Genomic DNA, 13,106 nt, shown 5'->3' with positions numbered 1-13,106 from the left:
TTTTCATGGGCGTTCGCCAATGCGGATCGCCCGCCCTTCGGCGGCGCTTTGCTGGCCGATCTCGAGCAGTTCCATCAGCGCAACGGCCTGCTCGGGCGGCACCGGATTCGGGCCGTTGCCCAAGATCGCGTCGCGCACCGCGGCGTAATAGTCGACATAGTTGCCAGCCCGGGTCGGCCAGATGCGGCGCTGCGGCTCTCCACCATCGCTGCCGGGCACTGCGATTTCGCCGTCTTGCGGATCGGCACCCCACCCTGCCATGGGCGGCCGCTGCCCGGCGCGCAGCGCGTCTTCCTGCGGATCGACGCCATGCTTGACATAGCTGCCGCGTGTACCGTGAACGATGTAGCGCGGCGCCGCATGGGCAGCCAGCGTCGTTGCGTGAAGCACCACGCGCAGCGGCGCATGGGGGCCGCTTTCGTAGCGCAGCACGGCGTGAAAGTAATCTTCGACCTGCGCCCGGTCGCGCAGCGCCGCGGTGTCGAGCTGCAGCGAATCTGGCTTTCCGAACAACTGAACGGCCTGATCGACCAGATGGGCTCCAAGGTCGACCCACAAGCCCGCGCCCGGCACCTTCTGCTCGCGCCAGCGGTCCCGAACTTCGGGCCGAAAGCGGTCGAAGTGCGATTCCAGGTACACCAGCCGGCCCAGTTCGCCGCTTGCCAGCACGTCTTTGAGCGTGAGGTAATCGGCGTCGAAGCGTCGGTTCTGGTAAACCGCCAGCACCCGATTGTTGCGCCGAGCCAACAGCTCGAGCTGCCGGGCCTCGGCCGCGTCGATGGTGAAAGGCTTGTCCACCACCACGTGCTTGCCGGCTTCCAGTGCAGCCTTTGCAACCGGATAGTGCAGCGCGTTCGGCGTGGCGACCACCACCAGATCGATGTCTGGACGGGCCACCAGCGCCCCTACATCCGGCACAACAGCCACATTGGGCCAGTCTGCATGGACTTTGTGCGGCTGCGAGCTCGCCATGGCCGCCAGCTCAAGGCCCGGCACGGCCGAAAGCACGGGCGCATGAAAGGTCTGGCCGGCAAAGCCGTAGCCTACGAGGCCGGCGCGCAAGGTTCTGGAGGTCATCTACGGGGGCCTTTCGCTCGAAACGGCCAGTATGCGATAATCGACGGCTCCGCGAAAAGTGCGGCTGGGCGTTTTGCCCGGCGCTTCCTCAAAGGAACAGCTTGCCCAAACCGGCACGCTTGTGGCTCTCGCATCGACCCCAAAGGAAACACCATGGCAAAAGAAGGCATCCACCCGAATTACCGCGAAGTTCTGTTCGTCGACATGTCGAACGGCTTCAAGTTCGTGACCCGTTCGTGCGCGAACACCAAGGAAATGGGCAAGACCGACGACGGCCGCGAACTGCCGCTGTTCAAGCTCGACACCACGAGCGAATCGCACCCTTTCTACACCGGCACCCAAAAGTCGGTCGACAACATGGGCGGTCGCGTCGAGAAGTTCCGCAACCGCTTCGGCAAGACCACCGGCGCTGCTTCCAAGTAAAGCACGCGCTTTCGCACTGAGGGCAGCCCGGTTTACCGCGCTGCCCTTTTTCTTTCCTAAAACCGCCGTTCGCTCATCTTTGTGAATCAGCCCACTCCCGCGATCGTTGCCCAGAACGCCGTGCGCCGGTTGCCGCGCATCGCATTGCTGTTGCTATGCGCCGCCTATCTTCTGCCGGGCCTCGTGGGACGCGGCCCGTGGAAGAGCGCAGACATCACGTCGTTCGGCTACATGGCCGAACTGGCGCGCACCACCGAAGGCATCGCGCGCTGGTTCGACCCCATGCTTTTGGGATTGCGCCCTGAAACGCCGGCGCTCATCCCCTACTGGATCGGCGCCTGGGCCATCAAGATCGCGCCCTCGTGGCTTCACCCCGACCTGGCCGTGCGCATCGTTTTTGCGCTAATGCTCTGGGGCACGTTCACCGCCACCTGGTACGCCGTCTACTACCTCGCCCGCACCTCGCGGGCCCAGCCGGTGGCTTTTGCCTTCGGCGGCGAGGCACGCCCGACCGACTACGCCCGCGCCATCGCCGACGGCGGACTTCTGGCGCTGATCGCCTGCCTGGGCCTGGCCCAACTCGGCCATGAAACCACGCCGGCATTGGCACAGTTGTACTTTGCATCGCATCTCTTCTACGGCGTGGCCGCATTGCCATATCGCCGCGCCGGCCCGGTCATCGCATTGATCGTCGGCACCGTCGGCATGACGCTGAGCGGCGGTCCCACGGTCGGGCTGGCGCTGGCGATCGGCAGCGCGTTATTCATGGCCTACGAGCGACGCACCGCTCGCAAAGCCGACACGACCACGGATGAAGGCCCCGGCTACACGCGGGGAGCGCTCGTGACGATGGTTGCGGTCGCGCTGGTCGCTGCAGCCTTGGCCATCGGCCTTGGGCTGCTCGAATGGAAAATCCAGTTGCCCGGCCGTCACCCGAGCAGCACCTCGGTGCTGGGCGATGTGCGCAGCCAGGCCAAGCTCTTGGTGTGGTTTACCTGGCCGGTGTGGCCCCTTGCCATCTGGACGCTGTGGCGCTGGCGCCGCCAGCTCACGGCGCGCCATGTCGCGTTGCCCTTCTGGTTTGCGCTGGTGCCGTTGGCCGCCACCTGGACCACCGACTATTCGGACCGTTCGCTGCTGCTGGCGCTGCCGGCATTCGCCACATTGGCCGCGTTCGCCCTGCCCACCTTCCGGCGCAGCGCGGCGGCGCTGATCGACTGGTTCAACGTTCTGTTCTTCAGCGGCCTGGCGGTATTGGGCTGGATCTATTGGATCGCCATGCAGACCGGCGTACCGCCCAAGCCCGCGGCCAGCGTGGCGCGCCTGGTGCCCGGCTTCGTGCCCGAGTTCTCGGCCGTTCCCTTCGTTCTGGCATTGGCCGCAACCATTGCCTGGTGCTGGGTGGTGCGCTGGCGCACGGGCCGCCAGCGCGCCGCGTTGTGGAAAACGCTGGTGCTGCCGGCAGGCGGTACCGCGCTGTGCTGGATGCTGCTGATGACACTCTGGCTGCCCTCCATCGACTATGCGCGCAGCTATGTTCCCCAGGTGCGCGCGGTGGCCGAACGGGTCGGGCAGCCGAGCTGCGTTGCCGAGCTGGCGCTCAGCCGGGCGCACATTGCGGCCTTGCAGCACCATGGCCGGTTCAACCTGCAGCCGCTGCTGCTCGGCACCAATTGCCCATGGCTGCTTGTCAGCCCCGAAACCATCGAGCGGCTGCACACCATCATCCCCCTGGAGCAATGGCGTTTCAGCGGTACGCTGCGCCGGCCCAGCAGCGCGACCGACGACCTGCTGCTCTACCAAAAGATTGCACCGTAGCAAGTGATTGGCGAAAGAGGTCTGATCGCGCGGCACGCCGGCACAGTGCTGGTTGGCCAGCTCGCCGTAATGGCGTTCGGCGTTACCGACACCATCGTGGCCGGGCGCTATGCCGAGAGCGCCCTGGCCGCGCTTTCGGTGGGCGCGGCGGTCTTCATCAGCGTGTTCGTTTCGCTGATGGGCGTGTTGCAGGCGCTGCTGCCGGTGTGGGCTGAACTGCACGGCGCCGACCGCAGGAGCGAGGTCGGCCGATCGGTGCGGCAGTCGCTTTACCTGAGCGCCATCACCATCGCCGTAGGCATGGTTGTGCTGCTGTTCCCCGGCGCCATGTTGCGCTGGACCCAGGTACCTTCGGAGATGCGCGCTGGCGTCGAGGCCTACCTCGCGGTGCTGGCCTTCGCGCTACCACCCGCCCTGCTCTTCCGGTTGTTCAGCACGCTGAATCAAAGCCTTGGCAAGCCGCAGGTGGTGACCTGGCTGCAACTCGGCTCGCTGGTCGTCAAGCTGCCCCTCTCGATCTGGTTCACCTTCGGCGGCGCGGGCCTGCCTGCCATGGGCCTGGTGGGTTGTGCCTGGGCCACGCTGTGCGTGAACTGGACCATGCTGGCCTGCGCGGCATGGCTCCTGCGCAGCAGTTCCTTCTACAAGGACTACCGGCTTTGGGAACGCATCGAAGCACCCGACTGGCGACAGATCCGCCAATTTGCGAGCCTGGGCATTCCCGGCGGGCTGGCGGTGCTGGTGGAAGTGACCTCGTTCACCTTGATGGCGCTGTTCATCGCTCGCCTTGGCACGGCCGCTGCCGCCGCTCACCAGATTGCCTCGAACCTGCTGGCAGTGGCCTACATGGTGCCGCTCTCACTGGCCATTGCGACTAGCGCGCGCGTGAGTTTCTGGCTAGGCGCCGGCCAAGCGGCAAGGGCTCGGCGCGCCTGCCGCCTGGGGTTTGAACTCACCGCCCTGTGTGCGCTGTTCTTTGCCGGCGCGATGGTGGCGCTGCGCTTCAAGCTGGCCCACGTGTATTCGGACAACCCTGCAGTTGTGGCGATTGCCGCCGCGTTGCTGCTGGTGGTGGCGGTCTATCACTTTGCCGACGCGCTGCAGACACTGTGCGTCTTCGTGCTGCGCTGCTACCGCGTCACGCTGGCGCCGCTCGTCATTTATTGCACGCTGCTCTGGGGCGTTGGGCTGGGCGGCAGCTATCTGCTGGCCTACCGTGGCCTCGGGCCCTGGCCCGCGATGCAATCGCCCCTCGCGTTCTGGCTCATGGGCGCGGGCGCGCTCGCGGTTACCGCGGTGCTGTTCGGGGCGGTGCTCCGGTGGACGATGCGGCGTTCACTTCGCTAGAAGCCGCGCTTCACGCACCCGGTTCGGCGGAAAAACGAGCGCAAAGCGAGAGCCCTTGCCCACGGTGCTCTCGATACGTAGCTCGGCCCCGTGCCGCTGGGCAATGTGCTTGACGATGGCCAGGCCCAGCCCGGTGCCGCCGGTCTCGCGCGAGCGGCTGCGATCGATACGGTAGAAGCGCTCGGTCAGGCGAGGAATGTGCTCTGCGGCAATGCCGGGGCCGGTGTCGCGCACTGCGTATTCGCCGCGCCCGTCGGGCAGCAGCCGCCAGGTTACGGCTACTTCGCCACCGCCGGGTGTGTAGCGTATGGCGTTGGTCAGCAGGTTCGACATGGCGCTTTGCAGCTCAGTCGGTGCGCCAGAGATCTCGGATTCGGCTTCGATGGTGAACGAAAGGCGGTGTCCCTGCGGCGCCAACCGGCCCGACAACCCCCGCCCTTCGTCCTCGCATTGCGCAAGCAGCGCGCGGATGCGGATCCACTGGGTGCCCGAAGGCGGCGCACTGCCTTCGAGCCGCGAGAGCGTCAGCAGGTCGTTCACCAGCGTTTCCATGCGATGAGACTGCTGGCTCATCAGCGAAAGGTAGCGCGTGCGCTCTTCCGCATCGAGCGGAAGGTTCTGCAGCGTTTCGACAAAGCCCGCCAGCACCGTGAGCGGCGTGCGGATTTCATGCGACACATTGGCGACGAAGTCGCGCCGCATCGCCTCCGCCTGCTCGACCGCGGTGATGTCGCGCGTGAGCAGCATGCGGCGATTGCCGGCATAGGGGTGCACCTGCACCGAAAGCCGCACCGGATGGCTGCGCTGCTGCGCCTGCCCGGGGCCCGATGCATCGATGACCACGTCGCGGCTGTAGTTCCACGAGGCAAGGTAGGCCACGAAGGCCGGATCGCGCACCAGGTTTGCAAGGTGCTGCAAAAGATCGCGCTCGGCATTGATGCCGAACTGGGCAGCTGCCGTCTGGTTGCACCATTCGATGCGGCCCTGCTCGTCGAGCAGGATCACGCCGTTGGGAGATGCCTGGATGGCCGCCAGAAACTCCTGAAGACGCTCCTCGGCCTGCCGGGTCTGCTGCTCGCGTTCGCGCAGCAGCTTGCGGATGCGCTCCGCGAGTTCGCCCCACACGCCGGCTCCACGCGTCGGCAGCCCCGATGCGTTGTTGCGCAGCACCCGCAACAGGCGCTCGGCACGCCATGCGTCCAGCGCGAGCCATAGCACCGCGCCGAGCCATGCGCCCAGCCATCCGAACTTCCAGCCAAAAATGACTGCAGCACCCACTCCTATTGCGAGGGACGCTATGAGAAACGTAGCAATACGGAAAGGCATGGCGCGCGATTATCCGCGCCCGCGGCCGATGAACACCGCGCGCTTCAAACCGTGACTTGGGCCGTCAGGCGATAGCCGGCGCCGCGCACGGTTTCGACCATGGGCGCTGCGGCACCCAGCGACTCGCGCAAGCGCTTGACGTGCACGTCGACCGTGCGTTCTTCGATATAGACGTGGTCGCCCCACACCTTGTCGAGCAGTTGCGCACGGCTGTGCACGCGCTCGGCATGCTGCATCAGGTAGGCCAGCAGCTTGAACTCGGTGGGCCCCACCTTGAGCGCATTGCCCTGCCAGGTCACGCGGTGCGTGGCGGTGTCGAGCGCGAGTTCGCCGATTTCAACGCGCTCGGTCACCACCTCGGGCGCGCGGCGGCGCAGCACGGCGCGAATGCGCGCGAGCATTTCCTGGGTGGAGAACGGCTTGGTGATGTAGTCGTCGGCGCCCGCGTCGAGCCCGGCCACCTTGTCGGGCTCGTCGCCGCGCGCGGTCAGCATCAGGATCGGGATTGCCTTGGTACGTGCGTCCTTGCGCCACTGGCGTGCAAGCTGCAGGCCGCTTTGGCCGGGCAGCATCCAGTCGAGCAGGATCAGGTCCGGCAAAAAGGCGTCGATCTCGCGCTGGGCGGCGGCACCGTCTTCCGACCAGATCGGCTCGAAGCCGTTGTGGCGCAGGTTGACAGCGATCAGCTCGGCAATCGACGACTCGTCTTCGACGATCAGGACTCTGGGTTTCTTCATGCTTTCTTGGGAGTCTTGCGCTGCTTGCGGTTACTGCAGCGCCGATTCGATTTCCTGCATCGAAGTGTGCCGCACATCGGCGCCCTTGACGATGTAGATGATGAACTCGGCAATGTTCTTGGCGTGGTCTCCGATGCGCTCGATGGCCTTGGCCAGGAACAGCAGGTCGAGGCTCGCCGAGATGGTGCGCGGGTCTTCCATCATGTAGGTGACCAGCTTGCGCACGAAACCGTCGAACTCCTTGTCGATCAGGTCGTCGTCTTTCAGGATCGACAACGCGGCGGCCGTGTCCAGGCGCGCAAACGCGTCGAGCGCAGTACGCAGCAGGCCCGAAGCCAGGTCGGCGGCAATGCGCAGTTCGTTCGACGGCAGCGCACGGGCCGAGCCGCTCTCGATGATCGACTTGACCATGCGCGCAATCTTGTTGGCCTCGTCGCCCACGCGCTCCAGGTTGGCGGTGGTCTTGGAGATGGCGATCAAGAGGCGCAGGTCGCGCGCGGTCGGCTGGCGGCGCGCAATGATCGACGACAGCTCGCGGTCGATCTCGATTTCCATCGCGTTGACGCGGTGCTCGGTTTCCATCACCCGGTCGGCTGCATCGGGATCGAACTGCAGCAGCGCATACACCGCCTGGTGGATTTGCGCCTCGACCATGCCGCCGAGTTCCATCACCCGCGACGAAACGCCGTTGAGTTCGCTGTCGAACTGGCTGGAGAGATGTTTTTCAGTCATGTGTGCCTCCTTGGCATCAGCCGAAACGGCCGGTAATGTAGTCCTCGGTCTCCTTGCGCTGCGGCTTGAAGAACATCTGTTCCGTCGCGCCGAACTCGATCAGGTCGCCTAGGTACATGTACGCGGTGTAGTCGCTGCAGCGTGCGGCCTGCTGCATGTTGTGCGTCACGATGACCACGGTGTACTCGTTTTTCAGCTCGGCGATCAACTCTTCGATCTTCGCGGTCGAAATCGGGTCGAGTGCGGAGCACGGTTCGTCGAGCAACAGCACTTCGGGCTTGATGGCAATGCCGCGCGCAATGCACAGGCGTTGCTGCTGGCCCCCCGAAAGGCCCGAGCCGCTTTGCTGCAGCTTGTCGCGCACTTCGGTCCAGAGGGCGGCCTTCTTCAGGGCCCATTCCACGCGGTCGTCCATTTCGCTGGCGCTCAGGTTCTCGAACAGCTTCACGCCGAAGGCAATGTTGTCGTAGATCGACATCGGGAACGGCGTGGGCTTCTGGAACACCATGCCGACCTTGGCGCGGATCAGCGCCACGTCCTGCTTGGACGTGAGCAGGTTCTCGCCGTCCAGCGCAATGGTGCCCTCTGCGCGCTGCTCCGGATAAAGCTCGAACATGCGGTTGAAGGTGCGCAGCAGGGTCGACTTGCCGCAGCCCGACGGGCCGATGAAGGCCGTGACCTTGTTCTCGGGGATCTCGAGGTTGATGCCCTTGAGCGCGTGGAACTTGCCGTAGTAGAAGTTCAGGTCCTTGACCGAGATCTTCGAGCGCGACGGTTGTGCGACAGTGTTTGGCATGGTTGCTACTTCTTCTTGAATCAGAGTTTGTTGCGCGTGAGAACGCGCGCCAGGATGTTGAGGGCAAGCACGGCCACGGTAATCAGGAACACGCCGGCCCAGGCCAGCTGTTGCCAGTTTTCATACGGGCTCATCGCAAACTTGAAGATCGTCACCGGCAGGCTGGCCATCGGCTGGCTGATGTCGGCAGTCCAGAACTGGTTGTTCAGCGCCGTAAAGAGAAGCGGCGCAGTTTCGCCCGCAATGCGTGCCACCGCCAGCAGCACACCCGTGACCACGCCGGCACGTGCGGCGCGCAGAGTGATGCTCAGGATGACCTTCCACTTCGGCGTGCCAAGTGCATAGGCCGCTTCGCGCAGGCCCGGCGGCACCAGTTGCAGCATGTTCTCGGTGGTGCGAATGACCACCGGAATCACGATGAGCGCCAGCGACAGTGCACCTGCAAGGCCCGAGAAGGTCTTGAAGTACGCCACCACCACGGCATACACGAACAGGCCGATCACGATCGACGGCGCCGACAGCAAGATGTCGTTGACGAAGCGCGTGACCGACGAGAGCCAGCCCTTGGGGTTGTACTCGGCCAGGTAGATACCGGCCATGATGCCGATCGGCGTGCCCACGAAGGTTGCCAGCGCCACCATCACGAACGAGCCGAAGATCGCATTGGCAATGCCGCCCGCTTCATTGGGGGGCGGGGTCATTTCGGTGAAAGTGGCAAGCGCCAGGCCGCCAAGGCCCAGGCGCAGCGTTTCCCAAAGAATCCAGATGAGCCAGAACACGCCGAACACCATGGCCGCAAGCGACAGCGTGAGCGCGATCTTGTTGACCCGGTTGCGCGCGGCAAACTTGGCCTGCCGCGTTTCGGCAAGTGCCTTGGCGTTCAACAGGGTTTGCGCAGTGCTCGTATTCATGACTTGGTCCCTTCGCTCTTCTTCATCTGGGCGAGCAATACCTTCGAGAGCGTCAGCACCACGAAGGTAATGAAGAACAGCACCAGGCCCAGGTACATCAGCGCGGCCTGGTGAAGGCCCGCGCCGGCTTCGGCAAACTCGTTGGCCAGTGCCGAGGTGATGCTGTTGGCAGCCTCGAACACCGACAGCGAATTGAGCTGATTCATGTTGCCGATCACGAACGTGACCGCCATCGTTTCGCCCAGCGCCCGGCCAAGGCCGAGCATGATGCCGCCGATGACGCCGGCCTTGGTGTAGGGCAACACAACCTTGGAGACCACCTCCCAGGTGGTGGAGCCAAGGCCGTAGGCCGACTCCTTGAGCAGCGGCGGCGTCACCTCGAACACGTCGCGCATCACCGAGGCAATGAACGGAATGATCATGATCGCGAGGATGATGCCGGCCGAAAGAATGCCGATGCCCACCGGCGGGCCCGACACCAGGGCGCCGAGGTACGGCACGCCTGCGAGCAGCTTCTGCAGCGGCTGCTGCACCCAGGTGGAAAGAATCGGGCCGAACACGAGCAGGCCCCACATGCCGTAAACGATGGACGGCACAGCGGCGAGCAGCTCGATGGCCGTGCCCAGCGGGCGCTTGAGCCAGCTGGGCGAAAGCTCGGTAAGGAACAGTGCAATGCCGAAGCTCACAGGCACCGCAATCACCAGCGCAATGATCGAAGTGGCCAGGGTGCCGTAGATCATGACCAGGCCGCCGTACTCGTTCTGGACCGGGTCCCACACGCTGCTGGTGAGAAAGCCGAGGCCGTATTTCGAGATGGCGGGCCATGCGCCGGCAATCAGCGACAGCAGGATGCCGATCAGCATCGCGAGCGTGAGCAGCGCGGCGCCCTTGGCGGCCCAGCCGAACAGGCGGTCGGCCATGGGGCCGGAACGCGGTGCCTTGGCGGGCGGTGGAGAGGTGGCGCGGCCGCGCTCAGCCGCGAGGTCGAGCGTGGATGCGGAAGCAGGATAGGTGGATGACACGGGTCGCTCCGGCAATGACGAAATCGGCGCATCCTCAAGCGAAGTGGTGCTCATGAATGCGCCGTTCCTGGCTTGATGGGTGGGTTGCTTACTTGAACGCGACCGGCTTGCCCGATGCGTCCTTCACCTCGCCCCATGCCTTGGCGATCGTGGCCTTCACCGTATCAGGCATCGGCACGTAGTCCAGGTCGTCGGCGGTCTTGTCGCCGTTCTTGTAGGCCCAGTCGAAGAACTTCAGCACCGTGGTTGCATTGGCGGGCTTGTCCTGCGACTTGTGCATCAGGATGAAGGTCGCGCCGGTGATCGGCCATGCGCCCTTGTCGGCCTGGTTGGTCAGCACCTGGTAGAAGCTCTTGCTCCAGTCGGCAGCGGCGGCGGCGGCCTTGAATGCCGTGTCTTCCGGCGAGACGAAGTTGCCGGCTGCGTTCTGCAGCTGGGCGTACGTCATCTTGTTCTGCTTGACGTATGCGTATTCCACATAGCCGATCGAATTGGGCAGGCGGTTCACGAAAGCTGCAACGCCTTCATTGCCCTTACCGCCCGCGCCGGTCGGCCAGTTCACGGCCGTGCCTTCGCCGACCTTGGTCTTCCACTCGGCGTTGACCTTGCTCAGGTAGTTGGTGAACAGAAAGCTGGTGCCCGAACCGTCGGCACGTCGAACCGGCGCAATGGCGGCGTCCGGCAGGGCCAGCGAACCGTTCAGCGCCTTGATGGCCGGGTCGTTCCACTTGGTGATCTTGCCCAGGTAGATGTCGCCCAGCACCTGGCCGTTGAGCTTCAGTTCGCCGGGTTTGATGCCGGGAATGTTCACCACGGGAATCACACCGCCGATGACGGTGGGGAACTGCATCAGGCCCTTGGCCTGGAGTTCTTCATCCTTCAGGGGAGCGTCCGACGCGCCGAAATCGACCGTCTTGGCTTCGATCTGCTTCAGGCCTGCGCCCGAGCCGACCGACTGGTAGTTGATCTTGACGCCGGTGCTCTTGTTGAAATCAGACGCCCACTTGGCATAAAGCGGTGCCGGAAAGCTCGCGCCGGCGCCGGTTACGTCTTGTGCAAAAGCGGGAACTTGGGCAAAAACCGCGGCCACGAGGCCGGCAGCAGCAAATTTGAAAGTCGTTTTCATAAGGCTTCCTTTTTTAGAAGTAAGAAGTAGTCCCTTTCGGGCTTGGGACGGACTCTAGAAAGCTTGTGTGACATCGGTGTGACACCCCGCCACAGAGGGAAAATGGCGTTGGCTGCCATGCGGCTTGTATGACGCTGTCACACAACCGTCATTCGCCCGGCATAGCCTTCCGAGCCTCGCCGCCGACGATTCGGGCGTCGGCGCAGCTGCCACCGTCTTTCACGGCGCTACGATGAGGGCCACCGCCTTCTTCATCACTACAACTACATGCAAAACGGCACCCGCCTCGCCGCAGTCGATCTCGGTTCGAACAGCTTCAGGCTTGAAATCGGACAGGTCGATCACGGCCAGATCCACCGCACCGAATACCTCAAGGAGACGGTGCGCCAGGGCAACGGCCTGGACAGCGCCCGCAATCTCACGCCCGAGGCCATGCAGCGCGGCTGGGACGCCCTCGCCCGCTTTGGCGAACGCCTGGCCGGCTTCAAGCGCTCGCAGGTGCGCGCCGTGGCCACCCAAACGCTGCGCGAAGCCCGCAACCGCGAAGAATTTCTCTTGCGCGCGCGCACCATCCTGGGGTTTGGCATCGACGTGATCCCCGGGCGCGAAGAAGCCCGCCTTATCTACCAGGGCGTGGCGCACATGCTCCCGCACACCGACGCCTCCGACCGCGAGCGCCGCCTGGTGCTGGACATCGGCGGGCGCTCTACCGAAATGATCATCGGCCGCGCACTCGAGGCCGAGCTCATGGAGTCTTACCGCGTCGGCAGCGTCGCCTGGTCGATGAAGCATTTCGCGGAAGGCCTCTTTACCCCTGCCGCATTCCGCGCCGCCGAAGTGGCGGCCAAGGCAGTGCTGGACGATGCGCTTTCAAGCTATACCCGCGACCAGTGGGACGTGGCCTACGGCGCTTCCGGCACCATTGGCGCGGTGGGCGACGTGCTGGCTGCCGCCGGCGGCGAGCCGGGCCTGATTACCCGCGACGGGCTCGACTGGCTGGTCGACCGCCTGCTGAAGGCAGGCAGCGCCGACAAACTGCGCATCGACGGCATGCGGGAAGACCGCAAACCCGTCATCGGCGGAGGTGTGAGCGTGCTGCGGGCGGTTTTCGACCTGCTCGGCATCGAAGAAATGAAAGTGGCCCAAGGCGCGCTTCGCCATGGCGTGCTCTACGAATTGCTGGAGCGAGACGAAGGCGTGGCCGACTTGCGCACCGCGACCGTGGCACGGCTGGCCAGCCGCTTTTCTGTCGACGCAGCCCAAGCCAGACGCGTGGGCGAAACAGCCGCGGCCCTCTTCGTGCAGCTCACGCCCGCGGCACGCGGCGGCAGCGCCACCAGCCGTGCCGGGCGGGCGCTGCGAAAGCTCGGCTGGGCGGCGCAGTTGCATGAAATCGGCACGCTGGTTTCGCACAGCGACTATCACAAGCACGGCGCCTACATCCTGGACAACACCGACGCACCCGGCTTTGCAGTGAACGAACTGCATGCGCTTGGCCAGCTGGTTTTGGGGCAGCGCGGCAAGCTGCGCAAGCTCGAGTCCGCGCTGGATGACGAAACCTTCGTGATGCAGCTGCTGTCGCTGCGCCTCGCGGTCATCCTTTGCCACGCCCGCCGCGATCCCGATCCCCAGGCGCTGCATCTCGCAGCGCTGGGCGCCAGGGCCTTCACCATCGTCTGCGCGCCCGACTGGGCCGACGCCTATCCGCAGTCCGCGCATCTGCTGCGCGAAGAAGTGCTGGCCTGGCAAAAGACCAGCAGCTGGCGCGTTGAACTCAGCGGCGCCTGAACT

The 13,106-nt window shown here is 64.7% G+C and carries 12 protein-coding genes; 4 read left to right on the top strand and 8 right to left on the bottom strand.

Going from position 1 to position 13,106, the window contains the following annotated elements; genetic code table 11:
- Positions 1–3 precede the first annotated feature (3 nt).
- Positions 4–1,077: an oxidoreductase gene (locus J2X67_RS24600; RefSeq protein WP_309957422.1), complete on the bottom strand. Its 1,074-nt coding sequence runs from the start codon at positions 1,075–1,077 to the stop codon at positions 4–6.
- A 153-nt stretch (positions 1,078–1,230) separates the two neighbouring features.
- On the opposite strand from J2X67_RS24600, the gene J2X67_RS24595 reads away from it, so the two are divergent.
- The 3 genes from J2X67_RS24595 (at position 1,231) to J2X67_RS24585 (ending at position 4,665) form a co-directional block, all read left to right on the top strand.
- Positions 1,231–1,500 (top strand): type B 50S ribosomal protein L31, encoded by a 270-nt coding sequence (locus J2X67_RS24595; protein WP_019653042.1) that lies wholly within the window; start codon positions 1,231–1,233, stop codon positions 1,498–1,500.
- A gap of 81 nt (positions 1,501–1,581) precedes the next feature.
- Complete coding sequence (locus tag J2X67_RS24590; protein ID WP_309957420.1) at positions 1,582–3,318, top strand: hypothetical protein; 1,737 nt, start codon at positions 1,582–1,584, stop codon at positions 3,316–3,318.
- A 3-nt stretch (positions 3,319–3,321) separates the two neighbouring features.
- Positions 3,322–4,665: an MATE family efflux transporter gene (locus tag J2X67_RS24585; protein ID WP_309957418.1), complete on the top strand. Its 1,344-nt coding sequence runs from the start codon at positions 3,322–3,324 to the stop codon at positions 4,663–4,665.
- Here the strand turns inward: J2X67_RS24585 and phoR are convergent.
- Genes phoR through pstS form a run of 7 tightly spaced genes read right to left on the bottom strand, consistent with a single transcriptional unit; the run spans position 4,654 to position 11,315 of the window.
- On the bottom strand, positions 4,654–5,991 hold the full coding sequence (gene phoR / locus J2X67_RS24580; protein WP_309957416.1) for a phosphate regulon sensor histidine kinase PhoR: 1,338 nt from the start codon (positions 5,989–5,991) through the stop codon (positions 4,654–4,656). The two genes, J2X67_RS24585 and phoR, sit on opposite strands and share 12 nt — an antisense overlap.
- A 44-nt stretch (positions 5,992–6,035) precedes the next feature.
- Entirely contained in the window at positions 6,036–6,728 is a 693-nt protein-coding gene (gene phoB / locus J2X67_RS24575; protein WP_126746518.1) for a phosphate regulon transcriptional regulator PhoB, read from the bottom strand.
- Positions 6,729–6,758: 30 nt separating this feature from the next.
- On the bottom strand, positions 6,759–7,460 hold the full coding sequence (gene phoU, locus J2X67_RS24570; RefSeq protein ID WP_281150610.1) for a phosphate signaling complex protein PhoU: 702 nt from the start codon (positions 7,458–7,460) through the stop codon (positions 6,759–6,761).
- A 16-nt stretch (positions 7,461–7,476) separates the two neighbouring features.
- Positions 7,477–8,256, bottom strand: coding sequence for a phosphate ABC transporter ATP-binding protein PstB (gene pstB / locus J2X67_RS24565; protein WP_021007056.1), 780 nt, complete (start codon positions 8,254–8,256; stop codon positions 7,477–7,479).
- 20 nt (positions 8,257–8,276) lie between these two features.
- Positions 8,277–9,167: a phosphate ABC transporter permease PstA gene (gene pstA / locus J2X67_RS24560; RefSeq protein ID WP_309957413.1), complete on the bottom strand. Its 891-nt coding sequence runs from the start codon at positions 9,165–9,167 to the stop codon at positions 8,277–8,279.
- The gene (gene pstC / locus J2X67_RS24555; RefSeq protein ID WP_309957411.1) at positions 9,164–10,243 is read right to left on the bottom strand and encodes a phosphate ABC transporter permease subunit PstC; all 1,080 of its coding nucleotides are present in this window, start codon (positions 10,241–10,243) and stop codon (positions 9,164–9,166) included. Before pstC ends, pstA begins: the two co-directional genes overlap by 4 nt.
- Positions 10,244–10,277: 34 nt before the next feature.
- Positions 10,278–11,315: a phosphate ABC transporter substrate-binding protein PstS gene (gene pstS / locus J2X67_RS24550; RefSeq protein ID WP_281150606.1), complete on the bottom strand. Its 1,038-nt coding sequence runs from the start codon at positions 11,313–11,315 to the stop codon at positions 10,278–10,280.
- A gap of 267 nt (positions 11,316–11,582) precedes the next feature.
- On the opposite strand from pstS, the gene J2X67_RS24545 reads away from it, so the two are divergent.
- The gene (locus J2X67_RS24545) at positions 11,583–13,103 is read left to right on the top strand and encodes a Ppx/GppA phosphatase family protein (protein ID WP_309957409.1); all 1,521 of its coding nucleotides are present in this window, start codon (positions 11,583–11,585) and stop codon (positions 13,101–13,103) included.
- Positions 13,104–13,106 lie beyond the last annotated feature (3 nt).

The organism is Variovorax sp. 3319, from assembly GCF_031456585.1.
GTDB classification, from domain to species: Bacteria; Pseudomonadota; Gammaproteobacteria; order Burkholderiales; family Burkholderiaceae_C; genus Variovorax; species Variovorax paradoxus_P.
The sequence above is the reverse complement of the archived record's forward strand: the minus strand, read 5'-3'. Positions and strand labels throughout refer to the sequence as shown.

What these genes read in the sequence shown, in the direction of transcription:
- phoU (WP_281150610.1), bottom strand. Translation starts at nt 7,460, where the DNA reads ATGACTGAAAAACATCTCTCCAGCCAGTTCGACAGCGAACTCAACGGC.
- pstS (WP_281150606.1), bottom strand. Translation starts at nt 11,315, where the DNA reads ATGAAAACGACTTTCAAATTTGCTGCTGCCGGCCTCGTGGCCGCGGTT.
- pstC (WP_309957411.1), bottom strand. Translation starts at nt 10,243, where the DNA reads ATGAGCACCACTTCGCTTGAGGATGCGCCGATTTCGTCATTGCCGGAG.
- pstA (WP_309957413.1), bottom strand. Translation starts at nt 9,167, where the DNA reads ATGAATACGAGCACTGCGCAAACCCTGTTGAACGCCAAGGCACTTGCC.
- J2X67_RS24595 (WP_019653042.1), top strand. Translation starts at nt 1,231, where the DNA reads ATGGCAAAAGAAGGCATCCACCCGAATTACCGCGAAGTTCTGTTCGTC.
- phoB (WP_126746518.1), bottom strand. Translation starts at nt 6,728, where the DNA reads ATGAAGAAACCCAGAGTCCTGATCGTCGAAGACGAGTCGTCGATTGCC.
- pstB (WP_021007056.1), bottom strand. Translation starts at nt 8,256, where the DNA reads ATGCCAAACACTGTCGCACAACCGTCGCGCTCGAAGATCTCGGTCAAG.
- J2X67_RS24545 (WP_309957409.1), top strand. Translation starts at nt 11,583, where the DNA reads ATGCAAAACGGCACCCGCCTCGCCGCAGTCGATCTCGGTTCGAACAGC.
- J2X67_RS24600 (WP_309957422.1), bottom strand. Translation starts at nt 1,077, where the DNA reads ATGACCTCCAGAACCTTGCGCGCCGGCCTCGTAGGCTACGGCTTTGCC.
- phoR (WP_309957416.1), bottom strand. Translation starts at nt 5,991, where the DNA reads ATGCCTTTCCGTATTGCTACGTTTCTCATAGCGTCCCTCGCAATAGGA.